Origin of the sequence: Pedobacter sp. MR22-3 (assembly GCF_026240075.1) — a bacterium.
In the GTDB taxonomy this organism is placed as follows: Bacteria; Bacteroidota; Bacteroidia; order Sphingobacteriales; family Sphingobacteriaceae; genus Pedobacter.
This window is the reverse complement of sequence record NZ_JAPIVF010000002.1, coordinates 642,306-662,007: the sequence shown is the minus strand read 5'-3', so window position 1 is coordinate 662,007 and position 19,702 is coordinate 642,306. Positions and strand designations below refer to the sequence as shown.

Genomic DNA, 19,702 nt, shown 5'->3' with positions numbered 1-19,702 from the left:
TTGCTTAAAACGAATCAGGTACTTTTGTATCATGAAAAAACTGATGATTATTTTTGCAGCCTTATTGGTTTCTTTTAACGCATCTGCGCAATTTAAATTTTTATCGAATAATACCTCAGATGAATATAATGCGAAGTTATTTGTTGCCGATTGCACTGATGGCCATTGTGAGGGAAAAGCTACGATTGCCATTTCTGACAAAATCACAGGAGATGATATTCAGACATTTCACTCTGATGACCTGGATTTTTCTTTAACTGAAAAACAAAATGCAAGAATAGGCTGGCTTGATCTCGGAAAGTATCAAAGTCCGTTAATTTTTGGCGATTTTAATTTTGATGGCAAAGAAGACCTCGCCATCAGAAATGGAAATAAAGGTGCCTATGGCAGTGCTTCATATGATATTTATATTTCTGATAAGAACAGGAAGTTTACACTGGATAAAAATCTGACGAAACTGGCCAGTGAAAATTTAGGTATGTTCGATGTTGACCGGAAGAAAAAGCAAATCAGTATTGAACAAAAAAGCGGATGTTGTTTTCACAGTACAACCAGTTATGAAGTGGATAGCAAAAAGGGACTTAAAGAAGTGTCGTCAGTGATTGAAGATTCCAGTATGGGCGATGAAGTAACCGTTATCACGCAAAAAATGGTGGGAGGCAAAATGCAAAAAACTGTTCAAAAGTTTAAAACCAAAGATTACTATGCAACACCCTAATTATTTATAGGGCTGCTTTCACCAGGAATGGTAAAATTTCTTTTTGAAAACTGACAAAATTCTTTCTCACATCGGCATCACTCACTGAAGTAAATGCAAATGAAAATACGATACTTTTACTGGCTTTAAGCAAAAAGGCTAAACCTTCTCTCCTGGCGGGATTATTCTTAAAATTATCCAGTTCCAGATAAGCCGCGAGCAGTAAAGCTTCCAGTTGATCGGATAAATGCTTTAAAAACTCCTGCGAATTGGCATTTTCACGAACAAAATCCCATCCGATAAATTCATTACATGCAGTGAAGGATAAGCGGCTTGTTTTCATCACCAAAGCTTTCAGGTGCTCTTCTTCAGAAGCATAGCTTACTTTGTTATTGATGATTTCGTAAAGATTCTGATCTAAATAATCCATCAGGATACTGTCCAGCACCTGCTCCTTGCTTTCAAAATATTTATAAATGGTAGCCTTGGCTATCCGGGCCTTTTTAGCAATTTCGTTTACACTTGTTTTGTGATAACCATATTTTCTAAAAAGTTCTTTGGCAGCTTTTTTTACGGTATCTTTTATTTTTTCGGCTTCCATTAATTGGTTACGTTTAATAAAACATTCCCCTGCAGGGAAACATTGTAAATTTTCAGATTTTTTTCTGCCGGAGCTTTCTGCGGTGTTCCGTCAAGCAGGGAGAATTTTGCCCCTGAACACGGATCAGTAGCAGTGATACTGTTGTCATCAGGAACAATGGCACATTTTTTCTCCGGATTAACGGTGCTGCAACGATCAAAAGCCACAAAGCTACCCAATGGTGTTTTAACAATAATTAAACCAGCTACTCCCTGATTAGGCACCAATAATACACCGTTTTTTGCCTGCAAACTAAATTGTGTGAGTGTAACATTATAATTAACCACCACTTCTGGAATATAGTTTTCCTCTTTCCCGCAGCCACACAATAGTATCGTAAAAAACAATATGCTATAAAAATGCCGCATTGCTAAATTAAGGCTGATTTAAACTGTTTTAAGAAGCGGGCGTCGTTTTCTGAAAATAAGCGTAAATCTTTGATCACATATTTTAAATTCGCAATGCGCTCAATACCCATACCAAAAGCAAATCCGCTGTATTTTTTAGCGTCGATCCCACAGTTTTCCAACACATTCGGATCAACCATTCCACAACCTAGAATTTCTACCCAACCACTGTATTTACATAACTGGCAGCCTGCGCCTTTACAAATGGTACAAGAAATATCCATCTCGGCAGATGGCTCAGTGAAAGGAAAGTAAGAAGGACGGAAGCGAACTTTTGTTCCCTCGCCATATAATTCCTGTACAAAGTAGAATAAGGTCTGTTTTAGATCCGCAAATGAAACATTTTCATCCACATACAAACCTTCTATCTGATGAAAAAAGCAGTGTGCCCTGGCCGAAATGGCTTCATTGCGGTAAACCCTGCCCGGCATAATTGCCCTGAAAGGTGGCTGTCCCTGCTCCATCATACGCACTTGTACCGATGAAGTATGTGTACGCAAAGCAATGTCGCCTTTTTCTCCGCCTTTTTTTATGAAAAATGTATCCTGCATATCTCTTGCCGGATGTTCTTCAGGAAAGTTTAGCGCCGAGAAGTTATGCCAGTCGTCTTCAATTTCTGGTCCTTCGGCAACATTAAAACCAAGCTTGGCAAAAATCTCTACAATTTCACGCCTAACCAGCGCCAAAGGATGCCGTGAACCAATTTCAAAACCTTCTCCAGGTAGTGTTAAATCCTGGTCATTCACAGAATCCTGAGCCGTACTGGATTCCGTAATTTCCTTCAGGGAATTGTATTTTGATTCGGCAATTTGCTTAAACTCATTTAAAACCTTCCCCAGTGATTTTTTTTCTTCAATGGAAACAGATTTAAATTCTTCGAAAATTTCTTTTATAATGCCTTTACTGCCTAAGTATTTAATTCGGAATTGCTCCAGTTCATCTGCTTTTTGTGTTACGAAAGCTTGAATATCCGTGGTGTATTGTGTGATCTTATCCTGCAACATGGGTTCAAATATACAGCAAAATATCGTAAAAATTTAAACATACCGGGTTCAAAAATCTGTTTACAATATCAGCATAAAAGAAAATGAACCCAAAACAGCAAAAGCCACATGATGTGGCTTTCTAAATATTTACACTGGTTGGTGAGACACCAACCAGTAGGTTAAATTTAAATGACACCTAAGTCTTTACCCACCTTGGTAAAAGCGGCAATCGCCTGATCAAGGTGATGTTGTTCATGTGCAGCAGAAAGCTGGACGCGAATCCGTGCTTTACCCTGCGGAACAACCGGATAGAAAAATCCGATCACATAAATTCCTTCTTCCAGCATTTTTGCAGCAAATGTTTGGGCTATCTTCGCATCATATAACATCACCGGCACAATGGGGTGAAAACCAGGCTTGATATCAAAACCTGCCCCGGTCATTTTTTCACGGAAATATTTGGTATTGCTTTCCAGTTTATCTCTCAATGAAGTGGTTTCACTTAACATATTCAAAACGGCGATAGAAGCACCGGCAATAGCAGGCGCAAGCGTATTGGAGAACAGATATGGGCGAGACCTTTGACGCAACATATCAATGATTTCTTTTTTGCCTGAAGTAAATCCGCCTGATGCTCCTCCCAAAGCCTTACCTAAGGTTCCGGTAATGATATCAATGCGATCCATTACATTAAAATGCTCATGTGTGCCACGTCCGGTTTTACCTATAAAACCAGAGCAATGCGACTCATCAATCATGATCAATGCTTCGTATTTATCAGCTAAATCTGCAATTTGGTCTAATGGTGCAACAGATCCATCCATTGAAAAAGCACCATCGGTAACAATAATCCTGTGGCGACAATCTTTAGCTGCAATCAGTTGTTTTTCCAAATCTTCCATATCTGCATTTTTATAACGGAAGCGCTGTGCTTTACATAAACGAACACCATCAATAATGGACGCATGATTTAGTTCATCTGAAATAATGGCATCTTCAGCATTAAATAAGGGTTCAAAAACACCTCCATTCGCGTCAAATGCTGCTGCATACAAAATAGTATCTTCAGTGCCTAAAAATTCAGATATTTTGGCTTCAAGTTCTTTATGTACATCCTGGGTACCACAAATAAAACGTACTGATGACATGCCATAACCATGGTCATCAATTGCTTTTTTAGCAGCTTCAATTACTTTCGGATGAGAGGAAAGGCCTAAATAATTATTCGCACAAAAGTTGATCACCTCTGCGCCGCCACTCACTTTAATATCTGCACCCTGAGGTGTAATAATTATACGTTCGCGTTTAAACAATCCAGCGTTTTCAATTTCTTCAAGTTCCTTCTGAAGAACAGGTTGTAAGGTTTTGTACATGGCTTTTTATGGTTATTACGGCATCAAAGTTATAAAAAAAACCGCGCTCCGTTTGAAATTCCAACTTGAAATACCATTTTACTTCCAATGAAATCTGATCTCAGCTTGCCGATGCAATATATTATCTTGCAAAAACGAAAAAAGAAACCAGGTAAGCTATTTTTTTTCCTACTTAACAAACTTTAACATTGAAATTCTGTATAGTCTTAAAACTTATTCGATATTTATAGCTTACTAATCATTACCATGATAAAATTTTGCGCGCTCCTTTTATTTTGTAGTTTGGCCAATTTTGTAATTGCACAGCAACATATTATTTCAGGAACTATTCGGGATACGGGCGGGCAACCAGTACCTTTTGCATCTGTTTATATAAAAAATACCACTACGGGCACATCAGCCAATGTGGATGGAAAGTATACCATTAAGCTGAATAGTGGCCAGTTTACACTTAGTTTCAGGGCTGTAGGCTATACACAACAAGATCATATCGTAAACGCTAATACAAATATCGTTTTGGATGTTAAACTCTCTTCTGAAAGTTATACGCTTGATAACGTTAACATCAAGGCAAATGCAGAAGACCCTGCCTATGAAATCATCAGACAAGCCATTAAAAAGAGAAAGGAACACCTGGAGGAAGTGAAAGCATTCTCCTGCGATGTTTATATTAAGGGAGTGCAACGGCTAAAAGGTGCCCCTAAAAAATTCATGGGCAGAGATATCAGAAAAGTAATGGATCTGGATACGAATAGAAAAGGCATTATTTATCTCTCAGAATCGCAAAGCAGATTCAATTTTCAAAGGCCAGATGATATCCGTGAGGAGATGATTTCTTCTAAAGTAGCAGGTACAAACAGTGCGTTCAGCTTTAATAAGGCTTCAGATTTAATTATTAATTTTTATGATAATTACCTGTTAGAGAATAAATTGAGTGCCAGAGGATTCATATCTCCAATTGCTGACAATGCGCTGTTCTACTACAAATACAAATCTTTGGGTGATTCGAAAGAAAATGGTGTACTCGTTCATAAGATAGAGGTGATCCCACGTCGCGAAAATGATCCTGTATTCAGAGGTATTATCTATATTATTGATGAAAGCTGGAGAATTTACAACACCGATCTTTACCTGACTAAAAATGCAGGGATCAATTTTATTGATACTTTAAACATCAACCAGCAGTTTACGAAGGTAAAAGAGGTGTACATGCCTACCAGTGTGAACTTTCAGTTTAATGGGAATATTTTGGGTTTCAAATTTGCAGGGTACTATGTTGGCGTATATAGCAATTACAACCTTGAGCCTAAATTTCCAAAAAGCTTTTTTAATGGTGAAATTCTGAAAGTTACCCAAATGGTGAATAAAAAAGATTCTATTTATTGGAGCAGTAACCGTCCGATTCCTTTAACACCTGATGAGAAATTAAATTATGTTAAAAAAGACAGCATTGCAAAGCTTAAAGAATCTAAAAAATATTTAGACTCTCTGGAGAAAGAAAATAATAAATTCGGATTAGGTAAGCTTTTTATGGAGGGCCACAGCATCAATGACCGCTATGATAAAAAATATTATTCATTTGATCCCATCAGAAAATCTATTTTTTATAATACCGTAGAAGGACTTGTGATCAAGTATGGTGTTACGTACAAAAAAGTTCTTGATGACAACGTTTCATACAGTATCAGACCGGAGGCAAGGTATGGTTTTGCTAATCAGAAATTAACGGCGAGTTTAAGCGGAAATTACCTTTACAATCCATTAAAACGAGCCAGTGTGAGTGCATCTTTTGGTAATGGAATTTTCGACATGAACAATTTGGGTTCGATGACGGCCATAGGTAATACCATTAACTCGCTATTGTACGAAAAGAATTTTGCGAAATACTACGAAAAAAGTTTTTTCAACATCAATACCACCAGAGAACTGGCTACAGGTTTACAAGCCAGCCTGGCCTTTGATTATAACAGGAATCATTATCTCACCAACAGCACTGATTTTAAATTCTTCGATAATAAAGAGCGGGAATTTACCTCCAATAATCCGTTTAGTCCGAATGTGGAGACACCACTATTTCCAACTTACACTTCCGTTAGTGCGACAGCAAGTTTAACTTATACCATCGGGCAAAAATACATCACCAGACCGGATGGTAAGTTTTACACTGAATCAAAATATCCGAAAATAACCTTCTTGTATAAAAAAGGGATGAACGGGGTATTGGGCAGCGATGTCGATTACGACTTTGTAAAAGCAGAGGTTTCTCAGGATAGGATTGGGTTAGGCTTATGGGGATATACTTCACTTTTAGCGGGCGTTGGAAAGTTTTTAAATAACAGCAAAATGTATTACCTGGATTATAAACATTTCCAGGGTAACATTTCTACCATCTTCCCTCCTAACCTTCGTAAATTTCAATTTCTTGATTTTTATCAGTTCAGTACCAATCAGCAATATTTTGAAGCACACCTGGAACATAATTTTGCAGGCTTTTTCTTCAATAAGGTTCCAATCTTACGCAAAGCAAGGTTAGAAGAATTTATAGGCGGCGGGTATTTATCTTCACCAGAAAAAAGAAATTATAAAGAATTTTACTTTGGTATTCAGCGATTGGTATTAAGAGCAAGTTATGGCTTCGCCTATGATGGCGCACAAAAGCTGACGCAGGGATTTAGAATCAGCTATGGATTTTAATTTAGGTTAAGATTAAAGGTTGGATTGGTTAGGGGTTAGATGAGTTAGGCTTATTTCTTACATCTTTTACTTATAACCGGGAGACATAAGAAAGCACCTCCTTTACCTAAACGCTTTCTTCCATCCATCTTTTTTATTATCTTTGCCTCGCTTTAAACGCCGTTTGCAACGGTATCAACAGCATTATGAAAAAATATCAGACACTTCTTTATTATTGCTATAGTTACATAGCAGATGCAGAACAATTTGCTGCAGATCACCTTAAATTTTGTAAATCTTTAAATTTAGTAGGCCGTATTATTGTGGCTGATGAAGGTTTAAACGGAACGGTTTCAGGTACGCAACAATCGTGCGATGCCTACATGAAAGCGATCAATGCTGATGAACGTTTCGCGAAGACAGAATTTAAAATTGATGAGGTGGAAGAACCATCATTTTTAAAGATGCACTGTCGCTATAAGTCAGAAATTGTGCATTCGGGCTTAAGAGACACTTCGATTATCAATCCAAATGAAAAGACAGGCAAACACCTGGAACCAGCAGATTTCATGGCCATGAAGGATGATGAAGACGTTGTTATTTTAGATGTTCGCTCCAATTATGAGCATAACCTGGGGAAATTTAAAAATGCAATTACGCTAGATATTGAAAATTTCCGCGATTTCCCGGAGCAGATAAATCAGTTGGCTCAATACAAAGACAAGAAAATTTTAACTTACTGCACCGGAGGCATCAAGTGCGAAAAGGCTTCGGCCCTTCTTTTACACCATGGCTTTAATGATGTTTACCAGTTACATGGTGGAATTATCAAATATGGAAAGGAAGCAGGCGGTAAAGACTTTGAAGGTAAATGTTACGTATTTGATAATCGAATAGCCGTAGATGTTAATCAGGTTAATCCTACCGTTGTATCAGTTTGCTATAATTGTGGCAAAACCACCCCAAAAATGATCAATTGCGCCAATCCGGAGTGTAATGAACACATTACCCAGTGTGATGAATGTGGAGAAAAACTGCAAGGTTGTTGCTCTACGGCTTGCACCACTAATCCACGGAAACGCCCATACGACGGAACAGGTTATTATGTGAAGGTTCCTCAGCCAGTAGCAAAGAAAGTAGAAATGATATGATGGAGTTGATGGCCAACAGTTAGTGGTCAATAGCTTAGTTGGAAATCCATAATTGATTGTTTAATGCGGATAGGCACCAGCCGATAAACCTAAAAAGCGTCCATTCTGGTAATTAAGAAAGCCGCAGATTCAGTAAACCTAAATATTGCATGACGCTGTATGGGCAATAAAAAGCTGAATTTTCTAGATCCGGATTAGAAGTTGTTTATTTATGGCTTCATCCCGGAGTGATATCATTAAAGCTGCATTTAAGAGGCTTTATGATGAATATGAACAACTTTGCAAAAATGATGTCTATGGACTATTGAGCAATTAGTTTAATAATAAAACCATCAACTAACAAGCATCCAATGTTTTTCATTTACTTTGCAATGCAATGGCTTAATCAGATCCCATTATATGTTTAGTATAGTACGCCTGTTTTTATTATTTCTTCTTCTATCCCATTATACTTTTGCTTCCGACATTAAGAGCATTGGTGTTCCGTATATTGAAAATTACTCCAAGTCTGTTTACGGTGCAGGCAATCAGAATTGGAGCATAGCCAAAGACCATCATGGCATTATGTACTACGGCAATGCCGAAGGTTTACTCACTTTTGATGGAAAGTATTGGCAAAAATATAAAATGCCAAACGGTCAGATCGTAAGATCGGTTGCGACAGATCAAAAAGGAAAAATTTATACCGGATGCTTCGGCGAATTTGGTTATTGGGCCATTAAGGAAAATAAATTAACTTATCATTCGCTCATTTCACTGCTTCCAAAAGGGGCAAAAATCACAGATGAAATCTGGAAAATTTATGTGGATGGCGACCGTGTTATTTTTCAGTCGTTTTCCAAAATTCTCATTTACCATAATAATAAAATTAGCATTGTAGCTTCCTCAAAATCATTACTTTTTCTGCACCAAGTAAATAAACGATTTTTTGTAGAGATACTTGAAAACGGATTACACGAACTGGTTGGCAATAAACTGGTTTACCTTGCAGAGAGCGATCAGTTGGGCAAACAAGGGGTATTATCTATCCTACCCTATAAGAATGGAGGACTTTTAATCGGCACCAGCAAAAACGGCCTTTTTGTCTATGACGGAAAAAATTTTACCCCCCTAAATACACCGGCAAATGCATTCCTGAAAACTTATCAGCTTAATAACGGTGTTCGGTTACTGGGAAAATATTATGCCTATGGAACCATTCTGAATGGCTTGATTATCATTGATGAAGACGGCAACATTGTACAGAAAATCAATAAATCAAGCGGACTTCAGAACAATACCATATTAAGTTTGTATGCTGATAACGAACAGAATCTTTGGGCAGGTTTGGATAATGGCATCGACAGGATTGAATTAAATTCGCCCCTGTACTTTTATTTTGATAAAACCGGGCAGTTCGGAACAGTTTACTCCAGTATTATTTTCGACAAAAAAATCTATCTTGGCACTAACCAGGGGCTATTTTATAGTGAATGGTCTCCAAATACGGCATCAAATCTTAATTTTAAACTTATTCCGGGTTCACAAGGACAAGTTTGGGAACTGAGCATCATTGACAGCGAATTAATTTGCGGCCATAACAGCGGTACATTTAAAGTTTTTGGTGACCGGATTGAATGGATCTCGCGTACAAGTGGCGGCTGGACGATAAAAAAGCTAAATTCCAATCCCAATTACCTGATCCAGGGCACTTATGTTGGTCTCTCACTATATCAGAAAATACCCGGGGCAGGTTTAAAATTTATCACACAAATTTCGGGTTTCGATGCACCATCCCGGTTTATTGAGCAAGATAATAAAGGCGATATATGGGTCGGTCATGCTTACAAAGGGCTTTATAAACTTACTTTAAATTCAGATTATACAAAAGTCATTAGCACCAAGTATTTTGATGAACGCAATGGTTTACCTGGTAATTATAATATCAACATTTTTAATCTGGAAAACAGAATTGTCTTCTCTTCTGATAAAGGTTTTTATACCTATGATGAATTGAGCAATAAATTTACCAGCTACGAAGTATTAAATAAAAAACTGGAGTCTTTTGCCGCTTCAAATAATATTATTCAGGCCGGAGAAAAGAAATACTGGTTTATCAACCACGGCAAAACATCTTTGGTTAATTTTTCTGCCCCGGGGAAAATAGAAATAGATTCCAACCAGTTTAGTTTGCTCGACGGACGAATGGTTCAATACTATGAAAACATTAGTAAAATTAGTAATTCCATCTATCTGATTAGTGTAGATGATGGCTTTGTAATTTATAATTCACAGCAAAATCAATCTATTGCGAGTAAACTCCCCGCTGTTCTCATTCGGAGAATAGATGACATTACCGATAAATACTATACGCTTAATGAAACCGGAAATGATACCGAGCTCCCGTACAGCAGAAATAATATCCGCATTTCTTTTGCACTTCCTTATTATAGGCAGGCTAAAGTAAAATACCAGTATTTCTTAGAAGGTTATTCAAAAGACTGGTCAGACTGGAGTGATGCTGCCGAAAAGGATTTTACTAATCTATCCAGTGGAAGCTATAAATTTAAGCTCAGGGCTAAACTTAATGACTCATCAGTAACAGATGTAACGGTCTTTAAATTTACCATTCTTCGTCCCTGGTATTTGAACAACTGGTCATTACTTGCCTATTCTATTCTTTTCGCTGTGGTTTTGATCTTAGGTAAGAAAATCTATGAAACAAAGCTTAAAAGAGACAGTCAAAAAATAAGTGAGCAACTAAAGTCAGAACAGGATGAAATCCTGAGAAGAGAAACAGAAGCCAATGAGAAGCAGATTACAAAGCTTCAGACAGAAAAATTACAGGCTGAGCTGGCTTCTAAAACCCGCGAGTTAGCCAATTCGGCCATGACACTGGTTTATAAAAATGAGTTGCTGCAAAAATTAGGTGGCGAAATTACCAAATTGAAAGATGAGAACGGCAAGAAGCTGTCTGATGATCAAACCCGTAAAATACAGAAGGTAATTAACGATGGGATGAATGATGAACGCGACTGGCATTTATTTGAAAACAGTTTCAATGAAGCACATGAAAGTTTCTTCAAAAAATTAAAAGCACAGCATCCTGATTTGGTCCCTAACGACCTTAAACTATGTGCTTACCTAAGGATGAATATGAGCAGTAAAGAAATGTCATCACTGCTTAACATTAGCCTGAGGGGCGTGGAAATCAGAAGGTATAGATTGCGTAAAAAACTAGAGGTTCCGCACGATAAAAACCTTACAGAATTCTTGATGGAATTGTAGTTTTAAAATGACAGGAAGTTTTAGGCAGATCATTTTAAATAAAATTGTACTCATAAATTCATTAGTTAGGGCAGCAAACCACTACATCATTACCTCTCATAGCCGAAAAATTTACCCCACAATTTACTTCGTGTATATTTTACACTATTTAAAAAAAATTATTAAGGTGCCGTATTAAAAAAGTGCCTATTTGGCCCTTTACGCTATTTGGTACGTTTAACTGAAGTATTCAAATCAACTTCATGATGTATAAATGTTGAGGTATATTTACTTGCACAAGCAGAAAAACAACCTCACTTTTATATTAACAATTAACTAAATTTTAATAATAGCATGAAAAGAATCTTTACAAGAATTTCTGTTCTCGCTGCATTTTGCTTGCTAACCATTAACGTAGCATTTGCGCAAAACATTACCATTAAAGGTAAAGTAACTGATGGAGGTGATAAGACATCTTTACCGGGCGTAACCATTACAATTAAGGGTGCACAAGGGGGAACGCAGACGGATGCAGACGGGAATTACTCAATCAGCGCACCTGCTGATGCCACTTTAGTATTCAATTTTGTAGGTTACACGGCACAAGAGCAGGCAGTGGCTAACCGCACCGCCATTAATGTGGCTTTAGCTTCATCAACACAACAATTAGAGCAGGTTGTAGTGGTAGGTTATGGTACACAAAGAAAAATTGATGTAACCGGATCGGTAGCCAGTGTTAAGGGTGAGGATATTTCAAAACAACCATCTACTAATCCAATTAGTGGCTTACAAGGTAAAGTTGCAGGGGTTTCTATCAGCAATAACGCTACACCTGGATCGTCGCCTCAAATTACCATTCGTGGAACGGGAACTATTTATGGTAACACCGGACCATTATATGTTGTGGATGGTGTTTGGTATGATGATATTACATTTTTGAATCCTGCTGATATTGCAAGTATCAATATTTTAAAAGATGCATCTTCACAATCAATTTATGGTATTCGTGCTGCAAATGGTGTAGTATTGGTAACTACTGTTAAGGGTAAAAGCGGTAACGCTACAATTAATTACAATGGTACTGTAGGTTTGCAAAGTGTTACAAATGCAGTTAAAATGACTAATGCAAGTGAATACGCAACCGCAGTAAATGAAGCCTATGCAATTAATGGTGCCACCCCTTTATTTACAAATACTAATCTTGGAGAAGGTACCGACTGGTATGATCAAGCATTAAGAAATGCTATTATTAGTAATCATCAACTTTCCATCAATGGCGCAACAGAAAAATCAAGTTATAATTTTTCATTGGGTTATGTAGATCAGGATGGTATCATAAAAACCAATAATTATAAGAGATATACTGCACGTTTATCAAACGATTTTCAGGTACATAAAAATCTTAAAATAGGTTATAATGTTACTGGTAGCTCTAGTATATCTAAGAATGTTCCTGAATCAATATACCGCGCTCTATATACAGCTGCTCCTGTTTTACCTATTTTTAATGCAGATGGTTCCTATGGAGATCCTACTAAAGTTTCAAATGGAAACTCTACCGTAAATTTAGGTAACGGAAGTAATGTAAACCCACAAGCAACGCTTGATTTCAACAATAGCAGAACTTCAAAATACAGAATAACTGGGAATGTTTATGCAGAATTAAAGTTTGCAAAACATTTTACATTTAAAACAAGTGCAGGTGGAGATTTCGGACAGGAAGAAAATACCATATATGTACCTAAGTATTTTGCTACCAGTGCACAAAACACCAATATCAGTAACCTCACTATCGGCAGGGTTGAAACAAGAAACTGGATTCTGGAAAATACATTAACTTATGAAAATAAGTGGAATGATCATAGCTTGACCGTCCTGGCAGGCCAAACCGCACAACGCTATAAATCTTATACCGTAACCGGAACTGCACAAAACGTTCCTTATCAATCTGAAGGAGACCTTTACTTGCGTTTAGGCAATGCTGATGGCAGAAAAATTGAAGATGAAGGATCATTAAACACAGCTACATCTTATTTTGGACGGATAAATTATGGTTTCAAAAATAAGTACTTATTGAATGCTTCATTGAGAGCTGATGCTGCCTCGCAATTTTTTGGCGGCAGTGATTTATGGGGATATTTCCCTTCAGTTGGTGCAGGTTGGGTGATCAGCAATGAAGATTTCATGAAAGACCAGAAAATCTTCAGCAATTTAAAATTAAGAGGTAGCTGGGGTAAAGTGGGTAATGCAGGTGTACCAATCAATCCTACAACACTTACAGTAAATCAAAGTGCTGCTTTAATTGCGTTTTATAATGGTGTAGCAAATACCGGTGCCAGTGTAACAACCATAGTTCCTCCAGCACTTTTCTGGGAGCGCAGTGCAGGAACTGATATTGGTTTAGAAATGGGGTTTTTCAATAATAAACTATCCATTGAGGCCGATTACTATAACAAAAAAACAGAGCAGGCAATCTTTAACATTCCTATCCTAGGTTCATTAGGTACTTCTAACAGTTTATTATTAGGTAACCAGGCTGACTTCAGAAACAGAGGGTTTGAGCTAGTAGCTACCTGGTCTGATAAAACTGACGGCGGTTTAACTTATTCCATCAGTGGAAATATAGGCATTAATAACAATAAAGTGCTGAATGTTACTTCTGGATCCAATCCAATTGATGCTGGTGGAGATGGATTAAATAATGCAGTGGTTCCAACCAGAACAGTAGTTGGGCAGCCAATTGGATCTTTTTTTGGTTATCAGGTAACTGGCATTATTCAAACTGCACAGGAAGCTGCTACATCTGGGTTATCCGGAGCCAAACCTGGAGATTTTAAATATGCAGACTTAAATGGAGATGGAATTATTGACCAAAAAGACAAAACCTTTCTTGGAAATCCAAACCCTAAGTACACTTATGGTGTTAACACAAACTTTGCATACAAAAATTTCGATTTAACAGTTGATATTCAAGGCGTTGCAGACGTAGATGTATTTAACGCAAACTTAGGCAACAGATTAGGTAATGAGAATTACACTAAAGAGTTCTATGACAACAGGTGGACAGGTGCTGGAACTAGTAATACCTATCCTTCAACAAATTTGGCTGGCGGGAACAATAACCAAACCAATTCATTTTATGTAGAAAGTGGTGCTTATATCAGATTAAGAAATATTCAATTGGGTTATAATTTGCCACAACAGTTAACTTCTAAATGGAAAATACAAAAATTACGCGTATTTGCCAATGCACAAAACGCAGTTAACTTATTTGGATACAGGGGTTTTACGCCTGAGGTTGGAGGTGTACCCACCAAGGCAGGTATAGATCTAAACGTATATCCAATGTTTGCTACCTACAATATTGGTGTAAACTTAACTTTTTAATTGATTTGAAATGAAAACATATATGAACATAAAATTACAAAGATGGTGTGCAGTTGGTGTGTTATCCACTTTAATGCTCGCATCTTCCTGTAAAAAAAGCTTTCTTGATGTAGATCCACAAGGGCAACAGGCTGCGCAGCAGTTCTGGAAAACCCAAGATGATGCAACTAAAGCGGTTAACGCGATTTATGGAAACTTACGTACATGGGAAAACCTGGCTTTTCCCGCTATAGCCATAGAAAGTACAGGCTCTGACGAGGCAGATAAGGGCAGTACACCAGTTGATGCTACCTTCTTTAATTTATATGATACCTTCACTGTTACTTCTACTGAAGGTTCTTTACAAAGTTTCTGGACAGGTCAGTATAGAAATATCAATCTCTGCAACCAGGTATTGGATAACATTCCTTCCATTTCTATGGATGAAAGTTTAAAATCGCGTTATCTGGCTGAAGCCAAATTTGTGAGGGCTTATTCTTATTTCAGGTTAGTCAGAGCTTATGGTGGTGTTCCCCTTAGGCTTAAGGTTCCCGCAGATGCTTCAGAATATAATATTCCAAGAGCAGATAAGGCAGCCGTATATGCGCAGATTGAAAAGGATTTAAACGAAGCAGCTGCAGTATTACCGGCCTCTTATGGTGCTGCAGACTTAGGCAGAGCTACAAAAGGAGCAGCTATTGGTATGCATGCTAAAGTAGCCATGTATCAACAAAAATGGAGTGATGTATTATCATTAACCAATCAGGTCATATCTTTGGGTTATGCTCTGTTTCCAGATTTTGAAAAAGGGTTTCGCACCCAAAATGAAAACAATGTTGAATCTTTGTTTGAAGTTCAATGTGAATACTATCCTACAAACCTAGATGCCTCGAACTCGCAATATAGCCAGGTTCAGGGTGTAGCCGGAGAACCGGCAGGAGGTTGGGGCTTTAACACACCATCTCAGGTATTAATTGACGGCTTTGAAACGGGTGATCCAAGAAGAGATGCGACTATAATTTTTCCTGGTGAAACTACTCCACAGGGAGATATCATCAAAACCAATTTAGTAAATATTGGGTATAATCAAAAATCATATGTTCCATTCAGCATGTACATTGCCGGAAATCAGGGATCTCAGCAAAATTTCAGAGCGCTAAGATTCGCTGATGTCTTGCTTATGAATGCTGAAGCAGCAAATGAACTAGGAAATTCTTCTTTAGCCTTAACATCGCTAAATAAAGTACGTGCTCGTGCAAGAGGCTCCTTAACTGGAATTCTTCCTGATGTTATCACAACAGATAAAGCTTTACTTCGTTCAGCCATCTACAGGGAAAGAAAAGTGGAGTTGGCTTTAGAGAATGACCGTTATTTTGATGTGATCCGTCAAGGTAGAGGTGCTGAAGTATTTGGTGTTAAAGGTTGGAAGGCTAATAAAAATGAAGTATGGCCAATCCCACAAACAGAAATTGAATTAAGCGGAGGCTTGCTCACGCAGAATCCTGGTTACTAATAAAAATTTTGATAAAGGTTGCCAGATGATCTGGCAACCTTTTTTTTTAAACCGCTATGTTAAAAACTTACCTTATCCGTAACATCCTAATTTTCTCGCTCCTTCTGGTTTCACTTTCATCATGTGCACAAAAAGAAAACACCAATGATAGTGCTCAGCAAACCATTAAAAAAAATCTTTCTGATGAAGAACTTTTAGACCTTGTTCAGAAACAAACCTTCCAATATTTTTGGGATGGTGCCGAACCTACATCCGGTGCGGGAAGAGAACGTTATCATGTTGATAATATTTATCCTGAAAATGACAAAAGTACGGTAGCGACAGGAGCAACAGGTTTCGGATTAATGGCCATTTTAAGTGGAATAGACAGGGGTTATGTAACGAAACATGATGGCTTAACACGCCTGAATAAAATACTTGATTTTCTGGCTAAGGCTGATCGTTTCCACGGCGCCTGGCCGCATTGGCTTTACGGGGAAACCGGTAAAGTGCGTCCATTCGGACAAAAAGATAATGGAGGCGATTTAGTCGAAACTTCATTTGTCGCTCAGGCACTGATTTGTATCGATGCTTATTACAAAAACGGATCTGCTGAAGATAAAGCCCTGGCAAAAAAAGCAGATGAACTTTGGAAGGGTATTGATTTCAACTGGTACCGCAACGGCAACCAGAATGTACTATACTGGCATTGGTCGCCGGAATACCAGTGGGAAATGAACTTTCCTGTTAAGGGCTATAATGAATGTTTAATTATGTATGTTTTAGCAGCTGCATCACCTACCCATACCGTTCCTGCCGAAGTTTATCATCAGGGCTGGGCCGACAATGGCGCAATCAAAGCTGATTTTAAGGTATATGGTCATCCATTCACATTGAAATATCAGGGACAAAAAAAATCTGTTGGTCCATTATTCTGGGCACATTATTCCTATCTCGGATTAAATCCTAAAGGTTTAAAAGACCGCTATGCCGATTACTGGCAAAATAATGTGAACCATACCCTTGTCATTCATGATTACTGTGTGGCTAATCCTGAGAAGTTTAAAGGATATGGCGAAAACAGCTGGGGATTAACCGCAAGCTACTCGGTTAAAGGCTATGCTGCGCATAATCCACAGGAAGATTTTGGGGTAATCTCCCCTACCGCAGCCATTTCATCCATCCCATATACATCAAAAGAATCAATGAAGGTTATCCGCCATCTTTATGAAGACTTAGGCGATAAGGTTTGGGGTAAATATGGCTTCTATGATGCTTTTTCTGAAAGTGAGAACTGGTATCCAAAAAGATATTTAGGCATCGATCAGGGGCCAATGGTGGTGATGATCGAAAATTACAGATCAGGTTTATTATGGAAATTATTTATGAGTAACTCCGACGTACAAAAAGGGTTAACAAAACTCGATTTCCAGTTTAAACCTTAGCATTCCATATAAATGTTTAGCCATCATATATTTAAACTTAAATTCAAAAACCATGAAAAAAGTAATTTTAATATTGACAGCAATGATGGGATTCGTAATCCTTAATTCAAGTTTTACAACCCTACCAAAGGTTAAACATAAGACAATAAAGGCAAAATTTGCTACCGTAAATGTAACCGCAACCAATTCAACCAGCGACGGCATTTATGTACAGTTAGAGAACAACACCAGTGGTGGCACTTATTCTTTTTTTATTGCTCCGAATACGCCAAATGCAACAATTATCGGACAAATACCTGAAAATAGTGACATCTATACCGTAAAATTAACTTCTGCGGGAGGTGCCCATGATATGTGGGTTTACTTGGAACATCGTACGCATGTTACCGGGCTTAGTGTAAGTGGCATGGCGATAGGCTGTTCCAGCTGCGCTAGAATCACCATTTTTAATTAATTACGAAGGAATAATGGCTAAACATTTATTCAAAATATTTGTAATTACAGCGCTGTTTTGCAATAGCTATCGCATTTATGCTCAGCAAAAAACCTATTGTAACCCCATCAATGTTGATTATGGTTACACTCCTATTGAAGATTTTACCAAATGGGGAAAACACCGTGCTACAGCCGACCCTGTAATTGTAAATTACAAAGGCGACTTTTACCTCTTCAGTACCAACCAATGGGGTTACTGGCACAGTCCCGATATGCTGAACTGGAAATTTGTAGAACGCAAATTTCTTCGCCCGTGGAATAAAACCAAAGATGAGCTTTGTGCTCCTGGCGTAGGCATTGTAGGTGATACCATGGTCGTCTTCGGCAGTACCTATACCAAAAACTTCACTTTATGGGGAAGCACTGACCCCAAAGGCAATAAATGGTTTCCGCTGGTTGATTCGCTGGAAATTGGCGGATGGGATCCTTCCTTTTTTACAGATGATGATGGCAAATTTTACATGTACAACGGCAGCAGTAATAATTACCCGATGTATGGTGTAGAGTTAGACCGCAAAACCTTTAAACCTAAAGGAACACGAACGCCCATGTATTTACTCGAAAGCTGGCGCTATGGCTGGCAACGCTTTGGAGAATATATGGATAATACTTTTTTAGATCCTTTTGCCGAAGGTGCCTGGATGACCAAGCACAATGGCAAATATTACTTCCAATATGGTGCGCCGGGAACAGAATTCAGCGGGTATTCTGATGGTGTGGTGGTAGGAAGCAAACCTTTATTTTACGATACGCAGTTTACACCACAATCTGACCCCTTAAGTTATAAAGGTGGTGGGTTTTCACGGGGTGCAGGCCATGGTGCCACCTTTCAGGATAATGCTAAAAATTATTGGCACATTTCCACCAGCATCATCTGCGTTAAAAATACCTGGGAACGCCGGATGGGCATCTGGCCAACAGGGTTTGACAAGGATGACGTGATGTGGACGAATACCGCATTTGGAGATTATCCGCTATATCTTCCAGCTGAAAGAAAAGAAAATGGCCCTGCCGGACCAGGCTGGATGCTGATCAATTATAAAAAGCCCGTAATGGTTTCTTCCACACTGGGTAGCTTCTACGCCAACAATGCAGTTGATGAAAATATTAAAACCTATTGGAGCGCCAGAACAGCGAATAAAGGTGAATGGATTCAAACTGATTTAGGCAGCCTGGCCGCTGTTAATGCCATTCAGATTAATTATGCTGATCAGGATGCCACGTTTATAGGTAAACAAATTGGAATTTATCACCAATACCAGATTCTTTCTTCAACTGACGGAAAGAAGTGGACCATGCTGGTTGATAAAAGCAAAAACAAAACGGATGTGCCTCATGATTACATCGAACTTCAGAAAGCGGTTAAAACCAGGTTTATCAAAATGGTCAATATCCATATGCCCACCGGAAAGTTTGCCATAAGCGGTTTACGTGTTTTCGGAAATGGAAACGGCAAAAAACCATCAGCAGTTGAAAATCCAGTGGTATTAAGAACTGAAAAAGATAAACGTAGTGCTTACATTAAATGGGAACCTGTTGACAATGCTTTTGCCTACAACCTGTATTATGGAACAGCGCCAGATAAACTGTATAACTGCATCATGATACATGATTTTAATGAATATTGGTTTAAGGCAATGGATAGCCAGAAAGCCTACTACTTTTCAATTGAAGCCATCAACGAAAATGGCGTTTCAGAGAAAACAACGGTAAAGAAAGTAGATTAATTTT

The 19,702-nt window shown here is 38.2% G+C and carries 13 protein-coding genes; 9 read left to right on the top strand and 4 right to left on the bottom strand.

Annotation, left to right across the window (positions count from 1 at the left end; all coding sequences use genetic code 11):
• Window positions 1–31: 31 nt before the first annotated feature.
• Window positions 32–718 (top strand): XAC2610-related protein, encoded by a 687-nt coding sequence (locus OQ267_RS06510; RefSeq protein ID WP_265835293.1) that lies wholly within the window; start codon window positions 32–34, stop codon window positions 716–718.
• A gap of 4 nt (window positions 719–722) precedes the next feature.
• Here OQ267_RS06510 and OQ267_RS06505 read toward each other — a convergent pair whose 3' ends face one another.
• The 4 genes from OQ267_RS06505 to kbl form a co-directional block, all read right to left on the bottom strand.
• Complete coding sequence (locus OQ267_RS06505) at window positions 723–1,298, bottom strand: TetR/AcrR family transcriptional regulator (RefSeq protein ID WP_265819689.1); 576 nt, start codon at window positions 1,296–1,298, stop codon at window positions 723–725.
• Entirely contained in the window at window positions 1,298–1,705 is a 408-nt protein-coding gene (locus OQ267_RS06500) for a hypothetical protein (RefSeq protein WP_265835292.1), read from the bottom strand. Before OQ267_RS06500 ends, OQ267_RS06505 begins: the two co-directional genes overlap by 1 nt.
• Before the next feature lie 2 nt (window positions 1,706–1,707).
• Window positions 1,708–2,748: a phenylalanine--tRNA ligase subunit alpha gene (pheS, locus tag OQ267_RS06495; RefSeq protein ID WP_265835291.1), complete on the bottom strand. Its 1,041-nt coding sequence runs from the start codon at window positions 2,746–2,748 to the stop codon at window positions 1,708–1,710.
• Window positions 2,749–2,915: 167 nt separating this feature from the next.
• Window positions 2,916–4,103, bottom strand: a complete 1,188-nt coding sequence (kbl, locus tag OQ267_RS06490) for a glycine C-acetyltransferase (protein ID WP_265819692.1) — start codon at window positions 4,101–4,103, stop codon at window positions 2,916–2,918.
• 282 nt (window positions 4,104–4,385) lie between these two features.
• Here kbl and OQ267_RS06485 point away from each other — a divergent pair, with 282 nt between their 5' ends.
• The 8 genes from OQ267_RS06485 (at window position 4,386) to OQ267_RS06450 (ending at window position 19,698) form a co-directional block, all read left to right on the top strand.
• Window positions 4,386–6,797: a DUF5686 and carboxypeptidase regulatory-like domain-containing protein gene (locus OQ267_RS06485; RefSeq protein ID WP_265835290.1), complete on the top strand. Its 2,412-nt coding sequence runs from the start codon at window positions 4,386–4,388 to the stop codon at window positions 6,795–6,797.
• A gap of 185 nt (window positions 6,798–6,982) precedes the next feature.
• The gene (locus tag OQ267_RS06480; RefSeq protein WP_265835289.1) at window positions 6,983–7,927 is read left to right on the top strand and encodes a rhodanese-related sulfurtransferase; all 945 of its coding nucleotides are present in this window, start codon (window positions 6,983–6,985) and stop codon (window positions 7,925–7,927) included.
• Between the two features lie 399 nt (window positions 7,928–8,326).
• The gene (locus tag OQ267_RS06475) at window positions 8,327–11,194 is read left to right on the top strand and encodes a ligand-binding sensor domain-containing protein (RefSeq protein WP_265835288.1); all 2,868 of its coding nucleotides are present in this window, start codon (window positions 8,327–8,329) and stop codon (window positions 11,192–11,194) included.
• 333 nt (window positions 11,195–11,527) lie between these two features.
• Window positions 11,528–14,560: a SusC/RagA family TonB-linked outer membrane protein gene (locus tag OQ267_RS06470; protein WP_265835287.1), complete on the top strand. Its 3,033-nt coding sequence runs from the start codon at window positions 11,528–11,530 to the stop codon at window positions 14,558–14,560.
• Between the two features lie 22 nt (window positions 14,561–14,582).
• Window positions 14,583–16,052, top strand: coding sequence for a RagB/SusD family nutrient uptake outer membrane protein (locus tag OQ267_RS06465; RefSeq protein WP_265835286.1), 1,470 nt, complete (start codon window positions 14,583–14,585; stop codon window positions 16,050–16,052).
• 56 nt (window positions 16,053–16,108) lie between these two features.
• Window positions 16,109–17,476: a glucoamylase family protein gene (locus tag OQ267_RS06460; protein ID WP_265835285.1), complete on the top strand. Its 1,368-nt coding sequence runs from the start codon at window positions 16,109–16,111 to the stop codon at window positions 17,474–17,476.
• A gap of 52 nt (window positions 17,477–17,528) precedes the next feature.
• A complete protein-coding gene (locus tag OQ267_RS06455; RefSeq protein ID WP_265835284.1) occupies window positions 17,529–17,930 on the top strand; it encodes a hypothetical protein in 402 nt (133 codons plus the stop codon).
• A 13-nt stretch (window positions 17,931–17,943) separates the two neighbouring features.
• A complete protein-coding gene (locus tag OQ267_RS06450; RefSeq protein WP_265835283.1) occupies window positions 17,944–19,698 on the top strand; it encodes a family 43 glycosylhydrolase in 1,755 nt (584 codons plus the stop codon).
• The last annotated feature ends 4 nt before the right edge of the window (window positions 19,699–19,702 follow it).

Coding starts and splice junctions, on each gene's coding strand:
- OQ267_RS06500 (WP_265835292.1), bottom strand. CDS start 1,705: ATGCGGCATTTTTATAGCATATTGTTTTTTACGATACTATTGTGTGGC.
- OQ267_RS06450 (WP_265835283.1), top strand. CDS start 17,944: ATGGCTAAACATTTATTCAAAATATTTGTAATTACAGCGCTGTTTTGC.
- kbl (WP_265819692.1), bottom strand. CDS start 4,103: ATGTACAAAACCTTACAACCTGTTCTTCAGAAGGAACTTGAAGAAATT.
- OQ267_RS06480 (WP_265835289.1), top strand. CDS start 6,983: ATGAAAAAATATCAGACACTTCTTTATTATTGCTATAGTTACATAGCA.
- OQ267_RS06455 (WP_265835284.1), top strand. CDS start 17,529: ATGAAAAAAGTAATTTTAATATTGACAGCAATGATGGGATTCGTAATC.
- OQ267_RS06460 (WP_265835285.1), top strand. CDS start 16,109: ATGTTAAAAACTTACCTTATCCGTAACATCCTAATTTTCTCGCTCCTT.
- OQ267_RS06465 (WP_265835286.1), top strand. CDS start 14,583: ATGAACATAAAATTACAAAGATGGTGTGCAGTTGGTGTGTTATCCACT.
- OQ267_RS06470 (WP_265835287.1), top strand. CDS start 11,528: ATGAAAAGAATCTTTACAAGAATTTCTGTTCTCGCTGCATTTTGCTTG.
- OQ267_RS06505 (WP_265819689.1), bottom strand. CDS start 1,298: ATGGAAGCCGAAAAAATAAAAGATACCGTAAAAAAAGCTGCCAAAGAA.
- OQ267_RS06475 (WP_265835288.1), top strand. CDS start 8,327: ATGTTTAGTATAGTACGCCTGTTTTTATTATTTCTTCTTCTATCCCAT.
- pheS (WP_265835291.1), bottom strand. CDS start 2,748: ATGTTGCAGGATAAGATCACACAATACACCACGGATATTCAAGCTTTC.
- OQ267_RS06510 (WP_265835293.1), top strand. CDS start 32: ATGAAAAAACTGATGATTATTTTTGCAGCCTTATTGGTTTCTTTTAAC.